The sequence below is a fragment of the Simplicispira suum genome (assembly GCF_003008595.1).
In the GTDB taxonomy this organism is placed as follows: domain Bacteria; phylum Pseudomonadota; class Gammaproteobacteria; order Burkholderiales; family Burkholderiaceae_C; genus Simplicispira; species Simplicispira suum.
The window spans coordinates 3,810,961-3,829,056 of record NZ_CP027669.1 but is presented as its reverse complement, the minus strand read 5'-3'; the positions used below and the strand labels follow the sequence as shown (position 1 = coordinate 3,829,056).

Here is an 18,096-nt window from a genome sequence, read left to right as displayed (position 1 = left end):
CGCGGGCCAACCGGGCCCGTCAGTGCGTTGTAAGTGCCAGCGTCGACATTGGCGGGAGCCATCCCATGACTTTCAGGAGACTTCCCCCATGAGCGCGCCTTCGTCTGCCATTGAATCCACTCTCGTCGAAAACCGTGTCTTTCCCCCAAGCGAAGCGGCGGTAAAAGCCGCGCGCATTTCGGGCATGGCTGCTTATGAGGCCTTGTGCGCCGAAGCGGCGGCAGACTACGAAGGTTTCTGGGCGCGGCTCGGCCGCGAGCACCTGCAGTGGACCAAGCCTTTCACGCAGACCCTGGACGAATCCGAGGCGCCGTTCTATCACTGGTACGCCGATGGCGAACTCAACGCGTCTGCGAACTGCCTGGATCGCCACATTGGAACGGCTGTCGAAAACAAGACCGCCATCATTTTTGAGGCCGACGACGGCTCCGTCACGCGCGTCACCTACAAGGAACTGCTGGGCCGCGTCAGCCGCTTCGCCAATGCGCTGAAGGCGCTCGGTGTGGTCAAGGGCGACCGTGTGCTGATTTACATGCCGATGACCATCGAAGGTGTGGTGGCGATGCAGGCCTGCGCACGCCTTGGCGCCATCCACAGCGTGGTTTTTGGCGGTTTCTCGGCAAAGGCGGTGCACGAACGCGTGATTGACGTGGGCGCGAGTGTCATCATCACCGCCAATGCGCAGCTGCGCGGCGGCAAAGAGCTGCCTCTCAAAAATATCATTGACGAGGCGCTGGCCATGGGCAATTGCGACAGCGTGCGCAATGTGCTGGTGTACGAGCGCACCAAGACCGCCTGCAATATGGTCGCCGGACGCGACTTGACGTTCAGTCAGGCGATGGAGGCTCAGTCGGATCGCTGCGAGCCCGTCGCGGTGGGCGCCGAACATCCGCTGTTCATCCTCTATACCTCAGGCTCCACCGGAAAGCCCAAGGGGGTGCAGCACAGCACCGCCGGCTACCTGATGTGGGCCAAAGTGACCATGGAGTGGACCTTCGACATTCAGCCCAGCGACGTCTTCTGGTGCACGGCCGATATTGGCTGGATCACCGGCCACACCTATGTGACCTATGGGCCATTGGCAGCCGGCGCCACGCAGATCATTTTTGAAGGCATTCCCACCTACCCGAACGCCGGCCGCTTCTGGCAGATGATCGAGCGCCACAAGTGCACGGTGTTCTACACGGCCCCCACCGCCATCCGCTCCCTGATCAAAGCGGCCGAGGCCGATCCGGCGGTGCACCCTGCGCGTTCGGATCTGTCGAGTCTGCGCATTCTGGGCAGCGTGGGCGAGCCCATCAACCCGGAAGCCTGGATGTGGTACTACAAGAACGTCGGCGGCGAGCGCTGCCCCGTGATCGACACGTTCTGGCAAACAGAAAACGGCGGCCATGTCATCACCCCGCTGCCCGGCGCCACGCCGCTGGTTCCCGGTAGCTGCACGCTGCCGCTGCCAGGCATCATGGCCGCCATCGTAGACGAAACCGGAAACGATATCCCCAACGGCTCTGGCGGCATGCTGGTCATCAAGCGGCCCTGGCCGAGCATGATCCGTACCATCTGGGGCGACCCGGAGCGTTTCAAAAAAAGCTATTTCCCCGATGAGATGGGCGGCAAGACCTACCTCGCCGGCGATGGCGCCGTCCGTTCTGCGGATCGCGGCTACTTCCGTATCACCGGCCGCATCGACGACGTCCTCAACGTTTCCGGCCACCGCATGGGCACGATGGAAATCGAATCGGCTCTGGTTGCCAAGACCGACCTGGTCGCCGAAGCCGCCGTGGTAGGGCGCCCCGACGATGTCACCGGCGAGGCGATTTGCGCCTTCGTGGTCTTGAAGCGCAGCCGTCCTACGGGCGAGGAGGCCAAGCAGATTGCGAAGGAACTGCGCGACTGGGTAGCCAAGGAGATCGGCCCCATCGCCAAGCCCAAGGACATCCGCTTCGGCGACAACCTGCCGAAGACCCGCAGTGGCAAGATCATGCGCCGCCTGCTGCGCTCCATCGCCAAGGGCGAAGCCATCACCCAGGACACCAGCACGCTGGAAAACCCCGCAATTCTGGATCAATTGGCTGAAACCAATTGATCCAGAAGGCGCCATCGGGCGCCAGCGCGAAGCGCTTGCGGGGTTTGGGGACACTCATGTCGCGCAGCGACGTGATGTGGCCACAAAATCTGGCTCAGCTGGATCAATTGGCTGAAACCAATTGATCCAGAAGGCGCCGTCAGGCGCCAGCGCAAAGCGCTTGCGGGGTTTGGGGACACTCATGTCGCTCAGCGACGTGATGTGGCCACACAATCTGGCCCGTTTGGAACCATTGGTTGAAACCAATGAATCAAAAAACCCCGTCTGTAAGAAATCCATCCGGTCGCACGCTAAAGCGTATTGTTTGGTGCGCGAATCGGGTACAACCTCGTAGACACGCAATTCCTGCGTGTGGCACTCCTGTAGACGACTGCGAGGACCCCATGAATCTTCGATCTCTCTTGCTCACCCTGACGGTGGTGGCGATTGCTGCGCTTGCCGTGTTGAACTGGAATGCCCTGGCCATGTCCGTACCCATGTCGTTGGGGCTGGCTACGGTGGATGCGCCTCTGGGCGTTGTGATGCTGGCATTGACCGCCTTGCTGGCAGCGTTTGCGTTGGCCTATGTGCTGTGGCTGCAAGGCTCGGTGCTGATGGAAACACGGCGCCACGGCAAAGAGATGCAGGTGCAGCGCGAGCTGGCCGACAAGGCCGAGGCGTCGCGCTTCACGGAAATGAAGGCCTTTCTGCAAACCCAGAGCCAGCAAACCCATGCCGCCCTGATGGAGCGCATTGAAACCCTGGAATCGCGCCTGCTGGCGCGTGCCAACGAGTCGGACAACTCCACTGCAGCCTATTGGGGACAGCTGGAAAATCAACTCCATCTGCCACGACGCGTTCTGGAGTAAGAAAAGCGAACAAACAAAAAATACGGCCACCCTGCGTCAGCAGGGCGGCCGTGCCGCAATCCAAAGCGCCCTGAGGCGCGGCGGACGCTTATTTCAGTGACATCACCCAGGTGGCGAGTTCTTTGGCTTCGGCTGCGCTGACCTGCGTGTTGGCCGGCATGGGCACGGGGCCCCAGACACCTTTGCTGCCCTTGATGATGGCGTTCGCCAGCATGTCCACGGCGTCCTTCTGGCCCGCGAACTTCTTGGCCACATCCTTGTAGGCTGGACCGACGACTTTCTTGTCGATCGAATGGCAAGCCATGCAGTTCTTGGATTTGGCAAGTGCCTCGTTCGCCATGGCCGGGCCGGCAACGGTCAAGGTGAGCGCTAATGCGAGCAGAGTGCGTTTCATCATGGTGGTAGTTCCTTCGTTGGGTTACATTGCTGCAACGTGGATTGTAATGACTCGATGGCCTTTAATGGGGAATATGATCTGCACTATTGAGGAACATCATGTACACGCTTGGCCTTGGTATCCTGCTCTGCCTCTTGAAATATCTTGAGATCGGCCCCGTCGCCGCATGGTCCTGGTGGTGGGTACTGTCCCCCTTTGCTGTAACGCTTCTATGGTGGGCCTGGGCTGACAGCACGGGCTATACGAAACGTAAAGCCATGGAAAAGATGGACCAGCGCAAGCAGGAGCGGATTGATCGCAACAAGGAAGCCATGGGCATGCGGCCGCGCCGGCCGCGCTGACTGGCGGCATTGCTTTGAGCAAAAAGCGCCTGAGAAAACCCAGGCGCTTTTTTTCGACTGTAGCTGCCCGGAAAAGCGCTCCAGGCCGTCGTACTTTCAGTAGTTGTCGAGCACAGCGCCCTTGCTGGCGCTGGCGGCGTTGAAGGCAAATTTGGCTTGCACCCCACGCCGGTAGCGGGGCGCCGGTGCCGTCCAGAGTGCGCGGCGTTGGGCGATTTCAGCGTCGGAGACGTTGAGCTCCAAAATCAGTTGGTGCGCATCGATGGTGATGGAGTCGCCTTCGTGCACAAAGGCAATGGTGCCGCCAGCGGCTGCTTCCGGCGCCACGTGGCCGACAACCATGCCCCAGGTGCCACCGGAAAAGCGCCCATCGGTGATCAGTCCTACGCTCTCGCCCAGGCCCTCGCCGATCAACGCGCCGGTAGGCGCCAACATTTCCGGCATGCCGGGACCGCCCTTGGGGCCGAGGTAGCGCAGCACCATGACGTCGCCGGCGACAATCTTGCCTTCGAGAATGGCCTGTAGTGCGGATTGTTCGTCGTCAAACACACGCGCTGGACCTGTGATGACCGGGTTCTTGAGCCCGGTGATCTTGGCCACCGCGCCTTCGGGACTGAGGTTGCCTTTCAAGATCGCCAGGTGTCCTTGCGCATACATGGGCTGGTCGATGGGGCGAATCACGTTTTGGTCGGCGCGTGGCGCGTCGGGTACGTCCTTGAGCACTTCGGCAATGGTCTGGCCGCTGATCGTCAGACAGTCGCCGTGCAGCAGGCCGGCATTGAGCAGCATTTTCATGACCTGTGGGATGCCCCCTGCCTGATGCAGGTCCACTGCCAGGTATTGCCCGCTGGGCTTGAGGTCGCAGAGTACCGGCGTCTTTTGACGGATCCGCTCGAAGTCGTCAATGGTCCATTCGACATCTGCCGTGTGTGCGATGGCAAGGAAGTGCAGCACCGCGTTGGTCGAACCGCCAATGGCCATGATGACGGCGACCGCGTTCTCGATGCTCTTGCGTGTGACGATGTCGCGCGGCTTGATGTTCTTTCGGATCGCCTCGACAAGCACCTTGGCGGATTCCTTGGCCGAATTGCGCTTTTCGTCGTGCGGGTTGGCCATGGTGCTGGAATAGGGCAGGCTGATGCCCAGCGCTTCAAACGCGCTGGACATGGTGTTGGCCGTGTACATGCCGCCGCAGCTGCCCGTGCCTGGGATGGCGCGCAGCTCGATTTCGTGCAGATCGTGGTCGCTCAGCTTGCCTGCTGCGTTCTCACCCACGGCCTCGAACACGCTGACGATGTTCAGGTCTTTGCCTTGGTAGCGCCCCGGCAGGATGGTGCCGCCGTAGACGAAGATGGACGGAACGTTGGCGCGCAGCATGCCCATCAGGCCGCCGGGCATGTTCTTGTCGCAGCCGCCGATGACGACCACACCGTCCATCCATTGGCCCTGGACGCAGGTTTCGATGCAGTCGCTGATGACTTCGCGGCTCACCAGGCTGTACTTCATGCCCTCGGTGCCCATGGCCATCCCGTCGGAGATGGTGGGTGTGCCGAACACCTGGGCGTTGCCGCCCGCTTCCTCAATGCCTTCGATGGCGGCATCGGCCAGCTTTTGCAGGCCCGAGTTGCAGGGTGTGATGGTGCTGTGGCCGTTGGCAACCCCCACCATGGGTTTGGAGAAATCGGACTCCTGGTAGCCCATGGCGTAGTACATGGAGCGATTCGGTGCGCGCGACTTGCCCTGCGTGATGTGCGCGCTGCGTTCGTTCATGGGCCGGGGGGGCGTGGTTTTGTCGTCGCTCATGGATTGCCTTTGTCGTGGAAGTGGGAGCTTAGCCCGATGCAAGCTGCGTCCAACGCAGCAGCGGAGCTTGCCCGACGCAGCAAAAGCGCGTGAAGGGCTGGGGGATAATTAAACGCGACCTTTTAGTAACCATTTGCCCGACTCAACGATGCCCGCTTATCGCTCCAAGACCTCCACCGCTGGCCGCAACATGGCTGGCGCCCGTGCCCTGTGGCGCGCCACTGGCATGAAAGACGATGATTTCAGCAAGCCTATCGTCGCCGTGGTCAACTCCTTCACGCAGTTTGTGCCCGGCCATGTGCACCTGAAAGACCTGGGCCAAATGGTGGCACGCGAGATTGAGGCGGCGGGTGGGGTCGCCAAGGAGTTCAACACCATTGCCGTGGACGATGGCATCGCCATGGGCCACGACGGCATGCTGTATTCGCTGCCCAGCCGCGACATCATTGCCGATTCGGTGGAATACATGGTGAACGCGCACTGCGCCGACGCCATGGTGTGCATCTCCAACTGCGACAAGATCACCCCCGGCATGCTGATGGCCGCCATGCGGCTCAACATCCCCGTGGTGTTTGTCTCCGGCGGCCCGATGGAAGCGGGCAAGGTGCAGTCGGCCACGCCCGCGACCCGTTCGATCACGGTCAGAAAGCTCGACCTGATCGACGCCATGGTGATGGCGGCGGACGACAAGGTGTCCGCTGCCGACCTGGCCGAAGTCGAGCGCTCGGCGTGCCCCACCTGCGGTTCGTGCTCGGGCATGTTTACCGCCAATTCCATGAACTGCCTGACGGAGGCGCTGGGGCTCTCGCTCCCAGGCAACGGCACCTTGGTGGCCACGCACGCCGACCGCGAGGAGTTGTTCAAGCGCGCCGGCCGTTTGGTCGTCGACCTGTGCAAACGCTATTACCAGGATGATGACGCCAGCGTGCTGCCGCGCTCCATGGGGTTCAAGGCGTTTGAGAATGCCATGGCACTGGACATCGCCATGGGCGGCTCGACCAACACCATCCTGCACATCCTCGCCATCGCCCAGGAGGCGGAAATCGATTTCACGATGGCGGACATCGACCGACTCTCGCGCGCCGTGCCACAACTGTGCAAAGTGGCGCCCAACACCGACAAGTACCACGTCGAAGATGTGCACCGCGCTGGCGGCATCATGGCCATCCTGGGCGAGCTGGATCGCGCCGGCAAGCTGCATACCGACACATCGACGGTGCATGCAAAGACCATGAAAGACGCGCTGGACGAATGGGACATTGCCCGCAACCCGTCGGATGCGGTCAAAACCTTCTACCTGGCCGGTCCAGGCGGTATTCCTACCCAAGTGGCCTTCAGCCAGAACGCCCGCTGGCCCAGCCTGGATCTGGACCGCGCCCAGGGTTGCATTCGCTCGGGCGAGCACGCCTTCTCGCAAGAAGGAGGGCTGGCCGTGCTGACCGGCAACATCGCCCTGAACGGCTGCGTGGTCAAGACGGCGGGCGTGGACGATGCGCTGCTGGTGTTCGAGGGCCCGGCGCATGTGGTCGAGTCGCAGGACGAAGCCGTGGCCCACATCCTGGACGACAAGGTCAAGGCCGGAGACGTGGTCGTGGTCCGCTACGAAGGGCCCAAGGGCGGCCCCGGCATGCAGGAGATGCTCTATCCCACGAGCTACATCAAGTCCAAGGGCCTGGGCAAGGCCTGCGCGTTGCTGACCGATGGGCGGTTCTCCGGCGGCACCTCCGGCCTGTCCATTGGCCACTGCTCGCCGGAAGCGGCGGCCGGTGGCGCCATTGGCCTGGTGCGCACGGGCGACCGCATTCGTATTGACATTCCGAACCGCAGCATCAATGTGCTGGTGTCTGACGAAGAACTGGCCAGGCGCCGTGCCGAGCAGGACGCCAAGGGCTGGAAGCCGGCCCAGCCGCGCCCGCGCAAGGTATCCAGCGCGCTCAAGGCCTATGCCAAGCTGGTGATGTCGGCCGACAAGGGCGCCGTGCGCGACCTGTCGTTGCTGGAAGATTGAGCACCCAAAACACTAGATTGCTCCCAAATAAATAGCTGCTAGCGCTTATCTCATAAGCGCTAGCAGCCAATTTAACTACATTTTTCGCGGTATGCTCCGCTCACTATGCTGACCTACCCACACATTGACCCCGTTGCGCTGCAACTCGGTCCGATCGCCATTCATTGGTACGGCCTGACCTACCTTGCCGCGTTCGGCTTGTTTATGTGGCTAGGTACGCTGCGGCTGCGCCATGAGCCCTTTGCTTCGATGACCGGCACGCGCGCCTGGACGCGCAAGGACGTGGAAGACATCCTGTTTCTGGGCGTCGTCGGTGTCGTGCTGGGCGGGCGCCTGGGTTACTGCCTGTTTTACAAGCCAGGCTACTACGCCAGCCACCCGCTGGAGATTTTTGCCATCTGGCAGGGCGGCATGAGCTTTCATGGCGGCTTGCTGGGCGTGATTGCCTCGATGGTCTGGTTCGCCCATTCGCGCAAGCGCCCTTGGCTGGAAGTGGCCGACTTCGTTGCACCCTGCGTGCCCACTGGCTTGGCGGCGGGGCGGATTGGCAACTTCATCAATGGCGAACTCTGGGGGCGCTTTTCCAGCCCCGATTTGCCCTGGGGCATGGTGTTCCCGCAAAGCGGCTCCATGCTGCCACGCCACCCCTCGCAGATCTACCAGGTCCTGCTCGAAGGCCTGCTGCTGTTCGTGCTGCTGTGGCTGTTTGCGCGGCACGAGCGGCCGCGCGGCCGGGTGGCGGCGGCCTTCCTCATCGGCTACGGCGTGCTGCGCTTTGCGGCCGAATATTTCCGCGAACCCGACAGCTACCTCGGCCTGCTGTCGCTGGGCATGAGCATGGGCCAGTGGCTGTGCGTGCCCATGGTCCTGGCTGGCATCGGGCTGTGGATATACAGCGGCCGGCAAGGTGTGGCCAAGGTTTAGCCCACCGCCTCGTCGCGGTACAGCGCGTCGATTTCTGCTGCGTACTGCCGCTGCACCACGTTGCGGCGGATTTTCTGCGTGGGGGTGAGGCAGCCGTTGTCGATGGAAAGCGCATCCGCAATCACGCTGAACTTGCGCACCTGCGCAACGCGCGCCTGCCGGGTGTTCACGGTATCCAAGCCGCGTTGCAGTTCCGCACGCACTTCGGCGCTGCGGCACCAGGCTTCCAGCCCGCCGGCCAGACCGCGCTGCTGTGCAAAATCGCGCAGCACGTCGGGTGTGAGCGTGAGCAACGCGGCCAGGTAGTGGCGCGAATCGCCCACCACGATGGCGTGCTCCACCAGGGGCAGATTCATCAGGTCGGCCTCGATGTTGCCTGGCGAAATGTTCTTGCCGCCCGAGGTGATGAGCAGGTCTTTCTTGCGGCCAGTGACGTAGATAAAACCGTCTTTGTCGATGCGGCCCAGATCGCCGCTGTGCAGCCAGCCGTCCTGCAGGGTCTCGGCCGTGGCTTCCGGCCGGCCTTTGTAGCCCACAAACACATTCGGTCCTTTGACGAGGATTTCGCCGTCGTCGGCAATGCGCACCTGCACGCCGGGCAGGGGCTTGCCTGCGGCCCCAATGCGGATGAAGCCCGGCAGGCTGATGGCGGTGGGGCCGCTGTCTTCGGATTGGCCGTAGACCTCACCGATGAGCAAATCCAGGCTGGTGAAAAACTGCAGGTTCTCCACGGAGATCGGTGCGGCGCCCGAGAGCAGGATGCGCGCCTGGTCGAATCCCAGCGCCTGTTGCACTTTTTTGTGCACCAGCTTGCCCGCCAGCCGCTTTTTCATGTCCAGCCAGGCGCCGGGCTCCTGTCCTTGCAATGCCTTGGCATGCCAGTCGCGCCCGGCACGCAGCGCCCAGCCTGCCAGGGCGGCCTTGGTGCCGGTGGCAGCGTTCAGCTTGCTGGTAATGGCCGCCTGCATCTTTTCCCAGACACGGGGTACGCCGAAGAAGATGGTGGGATGCACCTCCTGCAAGTGTTCGCCCAGGGTTTCCAGCGAGCTGGCGAAATAGACCTGGTAGCCCGCCAGCACGTGGTTGCAGATGGCCCCCATCTGCTCGGCTACGTGGGCCAACGGCAGGTAGGAAATCAAACGGTCTTGTGGCGTCACCGCGAACGCCGCCGAGAGTCCGGCGGAGGTCCAGCTCAGGTTGGCGTGGCTCAGCTCTACGGCTTTGGGGTGGCCCGTGGTGCCCGAGGTGTAGATCAGCGTGCCGATATCGCTCTGCTGGATGGCGTCCAGGCGCCGCTGCACCTCGGCATCGTGCTCCAAACTGGCGCCCAGCGCCATGAAGGCCTCCCAGGTCATTGGCGGGCTGACGCCTGCGGGCGCCTGCGCCGGGGCTTCGGTCGGGGCCCTGCGCATCATCACTGTGGCGCGCAGGCTGGCCAGTGCCTGCGGTTCGCACGCTGCCTTCTGCCACTGCTGTGCGTTTTCCACCAGCAGTACCGTGCAGCCGCTGTGTTCGACGATGTAGGCGATTTCGTTGGCCGCGCTGCTCCAGTAGATGCCGGCAGCCGCGCCGCCCACCATCATGGCGGCCAGGTCCATGGTGGTCCATTCCGGCCGGTTGAAGCCCAGGATGCACACGGCATCGCCCGGCTGCACGCCCAGCGCGACCAGGGCGCGGGCCGCCTGGCGTACTTGCGCGGCATAGGCTTCCCACGACGTCGGCTGCCAGCCAGCGGCATCGCGCACGTGGTACGCAGCTTGGGTGGGTTGGCGTGCCGCCGTCCGCATCAGGCGCTCAGGGATGCTGACAAACCGGCTGTCGCTGGGTGCCAGGGGGGCGTTTCGGGCGTAGGTGATGGACATGCGTTTGTCTCCGCGTTCTTGTGGGAATCCGCTGCGGCAGTGCCGCGCAGGGCCAGGCCCTTCTGTGGGGCCTTGGCCTGGACGGCGCTGTCAGGCCTTCAGCCCAAGCATCTGCCGTGCCTCGGCGGGCGAGGCGATATCGCGGCCCGCATTGCGCGCGCATTGCGCCAAGGCTTCGATCAGCGGGCCGTTGCCGCTGGCGCGGCCGCCGTCCGGCAGGTAGAACGTGTCTTCAAGGCCCGTGCGCAGCATGCCGCCCAGGTCGGCGGTTTTCTGGTGCACGGGCCAGATCTCCTGGCGGCCGATCAGCGTGGCCTGCCATACGGCGCCGGGGGCCATCCACTCGGGCAACAGCTCCAGTAGCCGCGCATCGCAGGGCATGCCCGACGCCACGCCCATCACCAGGTTGTATTCCGGCCGCCCCATCTCGGGTTTGAGCATGCCGTTCTTGATGTACATGGTGGTCGAGCGCACGATGCCCACGTCGAAGCACTCGAACTCGGGGTGCGTGCCGCATTCCTGCATCACGTCGAGGAACTGCTGCACCTTGGCCACCGGGTTGTCGAACACCATGGGCGGCCAGGCCCAGCTGCCGTCTTCCTTGAGCTTGAGGTAGTTCAGGCTGCCGGCGTTGCAGGCGGCAATCTCGGGGCGCACGCGGCGGATGCAGTCGAGCGGCCCGCTGATGTCCTTGCCGATGACGCCCGTGGTCAGGTTGATGATGACGCCGGGACAGGCTTGGCGGATGGCGTCCACCACTTCCTGCGCCACATCCGGGTCCCAGCTGGGCATGTGGCCCATGCCTTCCTGCTGGGAGCGGATGTGCACATGCATGATGGACGCACCGGCATCGAACGCCTGGCGCGCCTGCGCGGCCATCTGCTCGGGCGTGACGGGAACAGGGTGCTGCTGGGGATTGGTCAGCACGCCGGTGAGGGCGCAGGTCAGGATGGCTTTGTTGTTGCTCATGGCGTGGTCTCTTCGTTGGTGAGTTCAAGTTCTGCCAGCACGCTGCCTGCAGCCACGCTGCCTTTGAGCGCGGTGTGCAGGGCGGTGACGGTGCCGTCCGCCCGGGCGCTGAGCCACATTTCCATCTTCATGGCCTCTACGCAGAGCAGGGGCTGGCCTGCCTTGACCTGGTCGCCCACGGCCACGGAGATGGCGCAGATCGTGCCTGCCACGGGCGAGCGCAGTTTGCGCGGGTCAAGGGCCTGGTCGGTTTGCGGGAAAGCTGATTGCTCTTCGAACACAAACACCGCAGCGCCCAGAGCCAGCGTCACTTGGCCGTTTTGCAGCGAGCACAGGGCCTGTCGCTGCATGCCGCCTTGGCGGTAGTGCAGGCGCTGGCCTTGCAAGGCGATGTGCTCAAAGTCGAAGGCTTCGCCGCTGGCCAGTTCCACCGTCACCTGGGTACCGTGAGGACGGATGCGCACGGCCTGGCTCTCGGTCGTGCCTTGCAGGCTCAACGTGGTGCTCCAGGCGGCCACGCTGCCGGGCCGGAAGGCGTCCGAGGTTTGCGCTACCAGTGCTGCGGCGGCCAGGGCCCAGGTATGGGCATCCGCTTGTGGCGCTTGCAGCAGTGGCTCGCCGTCCTGCATCCACTGGTCGATGGTGGCGGTGTGCATGCGCGCTGCGCGAAAGTCGGGGTGGTCCAGCAGGTCTCGCAGGAAGCGTGCGTTGTTGCGCACGCCCAGCAGCGGGCTGTCCTCCAGAGCTGCCATCAGGCGGCGGATGGCGTCGTTGCGGTCGCGGCCGTGTGCAATCAGCTTGGCCACCATGGGGTCGTACCAAGGGGTGATCTCGCCACCCTCCTGGATGCCCGCGTCGATGCGCACTTCGCCATAGGCGCATTGCCCCCGCGCGCGGCCTGCCAGTGCGAGCTCTGGGCGCCAGAACTGCACCGGGCCGGTCTGGGGAGCAAAGCCGTTGTAGGGGTCCTCGGCGTAGAGTCGTACCTCAATCGCGTGGCCGCTCAGTTGAACGTCCTGCTGCTGCAGCGGCAGGGGCTCGCCCGCCGCCACGCGCAGCTGCCACTCCACCAGATCCAGGCCGGTGATGCATTCGGTCACCGGGTGCTCCACCTGCAGGCGGGTGTTCATTTCCAGGAAGTAGTAGCGGTTCTCGCTGTCCACGATGAACTCCACCGTGCCCGCACCCCGGTAGCCCACGGCCAGGGCGGCGGCCACGGCGTCTGCGCCCATCTGCGCACGCATCTGCGGCGAGACGATGGGGGAGGGCGCTTCTTCGATCACTTTCTGGCGGCGGCGCTGCGCCGTGCAGTCACGCTCGCCCAGGTGCACGGCGTTGCCGTGCGCGTCGGCAAAGACCTGGATTTCGATGTGGCGGCCGCCTTCGATCAGGCGTTCGAGCATCAGCGTGCCGTCGCCAAAAGCGCTGGTGGCTTCGCGCCGCGCGCCTTCAATGCCGGCTTGCAGTTCGCCGTCCTGGCGTACCAGGCGCATACCGCGCCCACCGCCGCCTGCCACCGCCTTGACCAGCAAGGGGTAGCCCAGCTTCCGGGCCTCTGCGACCAGCGTGGCATCGCTCTGGTCCTGGCCCAGGTAGCCTGGCGCGCAGGGCACACCGGCCTCGATCATGCGTTGCTTGGCCAGGGCCTTGTCGCCCATGGCTTCAATCGCCGAGGGGGGCGGGCCGATGAACAGCACCCCGGCGTCAGAACACGCCTGCGCAAAGGCGGCGTTTTCGCTCAGAAAGCCATAACCGGGGTGCAGCGCATCGGCTTTGGTAGCCCGGCAGGCGCCGAGGATGGCGTCGAATTTCAGGTAGGACTCGGCCGCTGGCGCCGGGCCGATGCGCACGGCCTCATCGGCCAGCGCTACGTGGGGCGCCTGGGCATCGGCGTCGGAATACACGGCGACGGTGCGGTAGCCGAGTGCGCGGGCTGTGCGGATGACCCGGCAGGCGATTTCTCCGCGATTCGCAATGAGGATCTTCTTAAACATGTCGTGCCCCTATCGCGGAGAAACCGCCTGTGTGCGCTGCGCGCACCAGGCAATTTGGCTTCGCCGCTGCGCCGCTGCGCGGCTGGTCACCCCGGTTTGCAATCAGTATTTTTGAAAAACTCATGCCGGAACCCAGTTTGGTTTGCGTTTTTGCAGAAATGCGCTCGTGCCTTCCTGGCCCTCGGGGCCCTGCACGGCGCGCGAGAAGATGGCGGCGGCTTCGTCCACCAAATCGGCGGGAGCGCTCCAGCGGGCCTTGGCCATCAGCGCCTTGGTGGCCGCCAACGCACCGGGCGCGCAGGCCAGGATGTTGGCCAACACGGCTTGCACTGCGGCATCCACTTCGCCTGTCGCCACCTGCTGGTGCACCAGGCCCATGGCCAATGCCTGGGCTGCATCGAGCCGCCCGCCGGTCACGGCCAGGCGCTTGGCCTGCGAGTAGCCCAGCCGTTCGACGAGAAAAGGTGCAATCTGCGCGGGCACCACGCCGAGCGACGTTTCGGGCAGTCGGAAGCGGGCGGTCTCAGTGGCAATCGCCACATCGGCCACGCAGGCCAGACCAAAGCCACCGCCCATCACCGTGCCCTCCAGCACCACCACTAGCGCCAGCGGGGTGTTGGCAAACGCCGCGCAGAGGTGGCCAAATTCGGCGTTCACGTGGGCAATGGGATCGGCAGCGTCGCCCGCGTTCTGCAAGGTGCGCATGCGGGCCGCTGCCATGTCCTTGAGGTCGCCCCCGGCGCAGAAATGCCCACCCGCACCGCGCAGCACCACCACGCGGATGGCCTGTGCCGTGCCTACCGTGGATTCGGCCTGCGCAAGCGCTTGGCGCAACTCACCCACCATGGCCAAAGACATGGCGTTGCGCACCTCGGGGCGATTCAAGGTAATTTCGAGCACAGCGCCCGTATTTAAAGCGGTAATAGCTTCCGTTTTCATAGCAAATGGTGACCTTTGATATCTGTAATTCACTCTGCGGTGCACTACCCGCGGCCTATGAAATGGGCGCGGCCCAAGCCAGCGGCTCCCGCGCAAGGGCCGCCAGTACCCTCCAATACGGGCGCTGGGGGCGTCCCCCTTGCGCATCGCGCAGCGATGCAAGAGAAGGGGGAAGGCGCGCAGCGCCGCAGGGGGTTGCTCACTTCCTTTCGGGCAGCGTGCCTTCGAGCTTGCAGATGATCCCCAGCATGATTTCGTCAGCACCGCCGCCGATGGAGATGAGTCGGCTGTCGCGGTAGGCCTGCGAGATGGGGTTGTCGGCAGTGAAGCCCATGCCGCCCCAGTACTGCAGGCAGCTGTCGGCCACTTCGCGCGAGAGGCGCCCGGCTTTGAGCTTGGCCATGGAAGCGAGTTTGGTGACGTCCTTGCCGGAGACATAGGACTCCACGGCGCGGTAGGTGAGGGCACGCAACGCTTCGACCTCGGTGCGCAGCTCAGCCAGGCGAAAGTGCACCACCTGGTTGTTCAGAATGGGCTGGCCGAAGGTCTGGCGCTGGCGGGTGTATTCGATGGTCCGGTCGATCAGCTTGTCGAGCGAGCGCAGGCAGCCGGCCGCGCCGTACAGGCGCTCTTCCTGGAACTGCAGCATCTGGAACATGAAGCCCGCGCCTTCCTGGCCAATCAGGTTGCGCTGGGGTACGCGCACGTTGTCAAAGAACAGCTGCGCCGTGTCGCTCGAATGCATGCCGATCTTCTCGATCTTCTGGCGCGTGATGCCGGGCGCATCCATGGGCACCAGGATGAGCGACTTGTTCTTGTGCACCGGGCCGTCCGAGGTGTTGGCCAGCAGGCAGCACCAGTCGGCCTGCATGCCGTTGGTGATCCACATCTTGGAGCCATTGATGACATAGTCGCCACCGTCCTTGCGCGCCGTGGTCTTGAGGGCGGCGACGTCGGAGCCGCCGGTGACCTCGCTCACGCCGATGCAGCCCACCATGTCACCGGCAATGGCGGGGGCCAGAAACTCCTTGCGCAGCTCGTCCGAGCCAAAGCGCGCCAGCGCCGGGGTGCACATGTCCGTCTGCACGCCAATGGCCATGGGTACGCCGCCCACGTTGCAATCGCCCAGGGCCTCGGCCATCACCATGGAGTAGCTGAAGTCCAGCCCCATTCCGCCAAATTCGGTGGGGTACTTGATGCCCAGCAGGCCCAGGTCGCCCATCTTCTTGAAGAGCGCGCGTGCGGGGAAGATGCCGGCCTTTTCCCATTCGGCCGTGAAGGGGTTGATCTCGTTGGCGACAAACTTGCGCACGGTGTCGGCAATCTGCTCGTGCTCGGGGGTGAATTGCATGGGGTTCTCTCCAGAAAAAATTGTGGGAGCGCGATGGGCTTAGAAGCGCGCCACGCCAAAGGTGTTGGGGCGCAGCGCGCGCGCGCGGGCGTCGTGCGCCATGGCCAGGCATTGCGCCAGCACGCTGCGGGTGTCGCGCGGGTCGATGATTCCGTCGTCCCACAGGCGGGCGGTGCCGAACAGCACGTCCGACTCGGCATCCAGGCGCCGCCTGAGCTGGTCGCTCATGGCCTGGATACCGGCCTCGGCCTGCTCGTTCATCGGCACGCCAGCGCGCTCCAACTTGCCGCGGCTGATCATTTCCATGACCATGGCCGCCTGCGCGCCGCCCATGACGGCAGTGCGCGCGGTAGGCCAGGTGAAGATGAAGTCCGGATCAAACCCGCGCCCGCACATGCCGTAGTTGCCGGCACCAAACGAGCCGCCGACCACGATGGTGAACTTGGGCACCCGCGCATTCGCCACGGCCTGGATCATCTTGCTGCCGTGCTTGATGGCACCCGCCCGCTCGGCCGCCGTGCCCACCATGTAGCCCGTGGTGTTCTGCAAAAACACCAGTGGTGTGCCGCTCTGGTCGCACAGCTGGATGAACTGCGCGGCCTTCACTGAACCCGTGGGCTGGATCGGGCCGTTGTTGGCGATGATGCCCACGCGGTGGCCGTCGATGCGGGCATGGCCGCACAGGGTGTCGCGGTCGAAGCTGGCCTTGAATTCCAGAAAGTGCGAGCCATCGACGATGCGGGCAATGATCTCGCGGGCGTCGTACGGTTCACGTTCGTCGGCAGGCACAATGCCCATCAGTTCGGCAGCGTCGTACAGCGGCGCGCGCGCAGTGGTATTCGGGCCGCCTGCATCGTCCCAGGGCAGGTGGTCCATCAGATCGCGTGCCAGGGCGATGGCGTGGGCATCGTTCTCGGCCAGGTATTCGCCCAGGCCGGTCACGCTGGCGTGCAGGTCGCTGCCGCCCAGTTCGTCGTCGGTGGTGTCTTCGCCAATGGCGGCTTTCACCAGGGGCGGGCCCGCCAGGTAGATGCTGGAGCGGTCTTTCACCAGCACCACATAGTCGGACAGGCCGGGCAGGTAGGCGCCGCCGGCCGTCGATGACCCGTGCACCACGGCAATTTGCGGAATACCGGCGGCTGACAGGCGTGCCTGGTTGGCAAAGCTGCGCCCGCCATCGACAAAAATGTCGGCCTGGTACATCAGGTTGGCGCCGCCCGATTCGACCAGCGCAATCAGCGGCAGCTTGTTCTGCAGTGCAATCGCCTGGGCGCGCAGGCCTTTCTTGAGGCCCATGGGCGCCACGGTACCGCCCTTGACGGCGCTGTCGCTGGCGGAAATCAGCACGCGCTTGCCCGCCACCTGGCCGATGCCGACGATGGAGCCACCACCCAGCACGGCCTTCTTGCCGTCGTCGTCGTGCATGCCCAGCCCCGCCAGGGCCGAGAGTTCCAGGAAGCTGCTGCCCCGGTCGAGCAGGCGGGCCACACGCTCACGCGGAAGCAGCTGGCCCTTTTTTTCGAATTTTTCGCGTTTCGAGGCCGACTCGGCCACCACCTTGCCCTGCAGGCCTTGCACCAGGGCCAGGCGCTCGGCCATGCGTTCGGCATTGCGGCGAAAGGCGTCGCTGCGCGTGTCGATGAGGGAGCGCAGAGCTGTCATGGATTCAGCACCTCCGGCGTCTGGGCGCGATGAAAGCCTTCAAAGGGCTGCGACCGCTGGTGTTCCATGATGGGGAAAAGCGGTGCACCCAGTGAGGCGGCGCCGTCGATCTGCAGCGTGATGCCGGTGATGAAGGCGGCGCCGGGGCTGAGCAGGAAGACGATGGCGGCGCTGATTTCTGCCTCGGTTGCCAGGCGGCGCAGCGGTACGTGTTCGCGCAGCTTCGGGATCAGGGCTTTCACAGCGCCCCCGTAGCTGTCCATGCCGGAGGAGGCCACCCAGCCCGGGGCCACCGCGTTGACACGCACGCCGCTGCTGGCCCACTCAAAAGCCGCGCTCATGGTCAGGTTGCTCATGCCTGAGCGCGCAGCGCCCGAGTGGGCCATGCCCGGCATGCCGTTGCGAAAGTCGGCCGTCATGTTGACGATTGCGCCGCCATGCTCCTGCATGCTTTGCAGAAACACTTCGCGCATCATCAAAAAGCCGCCTGTAAGGTTGTTGCTGACCACCGCTTCGAAGCCGCGCTTGCTGATGGCCTGCAGCGGCGCCGGGAACTGGCCGCCTGCGTTGTTGACCAGACCGTCGATGCGGCCGACGCGCGCCACCACCTCGGCCACGGCGGCCTTCACGGCATCTTCGTCGCGGATGTCGAAGGCAATGGTCTCGCACAGGCCGCCGTCCTCGCGGATTTCCTGGGCCACGCGGTCCAGTTTTTCAGCGGTGCGCCCGCTGATGACAACGCGCGCGCCCAGCGAGGCCAGCTCGTGTGCGGTGCAGCGGCCAATGCCGCTGCCGCCTCCTGTCACCCAAAAGGTGCGGCCTGTGAAAAGCCCGTCACGGAACACGCTGTGGTAGCGCTTCCCGGTGGCGTCAGTGGTCTGGAGTGGGGGAGTAGATGGGTTCATGTCGGAT

The 18,096-nt window shown here is 64.3% G+C and carries 14 protein-coding genes; 5 read left to right on the top strand and 9 right to left on the bottom strand.

Translation table 11 applies throughout. The features are described 5' to 3' along the window. Nucleotides 1-88 precede the first annotated feature (88 nt). Nucleotides 89-2,086, top strand: a complete 1,998-nt coding sequence (gene acs / locus C6571_RS17690; protein ID WP_106447858.1) for an acetate--CoA ligase — start codon at nucleotides 89-91, stop codon at nucleotides 2,084-2,086. Between the two features lie 383 nt (nucleotides 2,087-2,469). Continuing rightward, nucleotides 2,470-2,934 carry a Signal transduction histidine kinase gene (locus C6571_RS17685; RefSeq protein WP_106447857.1) on the top strand — a complete coding sequence of 155 codons (465 nt, stop codon included), beginning with the start codon at nucleotides 2,470-2,472 and terminating at the stop codon, nucleotides 2,932-2,934. A gap of 88 nt (nucleotides 2,935-3,022) precedes the next feature. Here C6571_RS17685 and C6571_RS17680 read toward each other — a convergent pair whose 3' ends face one another. After that, entirely contained in the window at nucleotides 3,023-3,328 is a 306-nt protein-coding gene (locus C6571_RS17680) for a c-type cytochrome (protein WP_106448326.1), read from the bottom strand. A gap of 101 nt (nucleotides 3,329-3,429) precedes the next feature. Here C6571_RS17680 and C6571_RS17675 point away from each other — a divergent pair, with 101 nt between their 5' ends. Beyond that, a complete protein-coding gene (locus C6571_RS17675) occupies nucleotides 3,430-3,672 on the top strand; it encodes a TIGR04438 family Trp-rich protein (protein ID WP_106448325.1) in 243 nt (80 codons plus the stop codon). 96 nt (nucleotides 3,673-3,768) lie between these two features. Here C6571_RS17675 and ilvD (C6571_RS17670) read toward each other — a convergent pair whose 3' ends face one another. Continuing rightward, nucleotides 3,769-5,475, bottom strand: a complete 1,707-nt coding sequence (gene ilvD / locus C6571_RS17670) for a dihydroxy-acid dehydratase (RefSeq protein WP_106447856.1) — start codon at nucleotides 5,473-5,475, stop codon at nucleotides 3,769-3,771. 148 nt (nucleotides 5,476-5,623) lie between these two features. On the opposite strand from ilvD (C6571_RS17670), the gene ilvD (C6571_RS17665) reads away from it, so the two are divergent. Both ilvD (C6571_RS17665) and lgt read left to right on the top strand, forming a co-directional pair. Next, nucleotides 5,624-7,483: a dihydroxy-acid dehydratase gene (gene ilvD / locus C6571_RS17665; RefSeq protein WP_106447855.1), complete on the top strand. Its 1,860-nt coding sequence runs from the start codon at nucleotides 5,624-5,626 to the stop codon at nucleotides 7,481-7,483. Between the two features lie 105 nt (nucleotides 7,484-7,588). Beyond that, nucleotides 7,589-8,407, top strand: a complete 819-nt coding sequence (lgt, locus tag C6571_RS17660; protein WP_106447854.1) for a prolipoprotein diacylglyceryl transferase — start codon at nucleotides 7,589-7,591, stop codon at nucleotides 8,405-8,407. On the opposite strand, the gene C6571_RS17655 is transcribed toward lgt, so the two are convergent. From C6571_RS17655 to C6571_RS17625, 7 genes are all read right to left on the bottom strand, one after another. Further along, nucleotides 8,404-10,269 carry an AMP-dependent synthetase/ligase gene (locus C6571_RS17655; protein ID WP_106447853.1) on the bottom strand — a complete coding sequence of 622 codons (1,866 nt, stop codon included), beginning with the start codon at nucleotides 10,267-10,269 and terminating at the stop codon, nucleotides 8,404-8,406. The two genes, lgt and C6571_RS17655, sit on opposite strands and share 4 nt — an antisense overlap. Nucleotides 10,270-10,359: 90 nt before the next feature. Continuing rightward, nucleotides 10,360-11,238, bottom strand: coding sequence for a beta-keto acid cleavage family enzyme (locus tag C6571_RS17650; RefSeq protein WP_106447852.1), 879 nt, complete (start codon nucleotides 11,236-11,238; stop codon nucleotides 10,360-10,362). Next, nucleotides 11,235-13,232 carry an acetyl/propionyl/methylcrotonyl-CoA carboxylase subunit alpha gene (locus tag C6571_RS17645; protein WP_106447851.1) on the bottom strand — a complete coding sequence of 666 codons (1,998 nt, stop codon included), beginning with the start codon at nucleotides 13,230-13,232 and terminating at the stop codon, nucleotides 11,235-11,237. The genes C6571_RS17650 and C6571_RS17645 overlap by 4 nt, the downstream gene beginning before the upstream one ends. Nucleotides 13,233-13,352: 120 nt before the next feature. Then, nucleotides 13,353-14,171: an enoyl-CoA hydratase/isomerase family protein gene (locus C6571_RS17640; RefSeq protein ID WP_106447850.1), complete on the bottom strand. Its 819-nt coding sequence runs from the start codon at nucleotides 14,169-14,171 to the stop codon at nucleotides 13,353-13,355. Between the two features lie 199 nt (nucleotides 14,172-14,370). Then, nucleotides 14,371-15,522, bottom strand: coding sequence for an acyl-CoA dehydrogenase family protein (locus C6571_RS17635; RefSeq protein ID WP_106447849.1), 1,152 nt, complete (start codon nucleotides 15,520-15,522; stop codon nucleotides 14,371-14,373). A 39-nt stretch (nucleotides 15,523-15,561) separates the two neighbouring features. After that, nucleotides 15,562-17,184: an acyl-CoA carboxylase subunit beta gene (locus tag C6571_RS17630; RefSeq protein ID WP_106447848.1), complete on the bottom strand. Its 1,623-nt coding sequence runs from the start codon at nucleotides 17,182-17,184 to the stop codon at nucleotides 15,562-15,564. Beyond that, nucleotides 17,181-18,089, bottom strand: a complete 909-nt coding sequence (locus C6571_RS17625; RefSeq protein WP_106447847.1) for an SDR family oxidoreductase — start codon at nucleotides 18,087-18,089, stop codon at nucleotides 17,181-17,183. Before C6571_RS17625 ends, C6571_RS17630 begins: the two co-directional genes overlap by 4 nt. Between the last annotated feature and the right edge of the window lie 7 nt (nucleotides 18,090-18,096).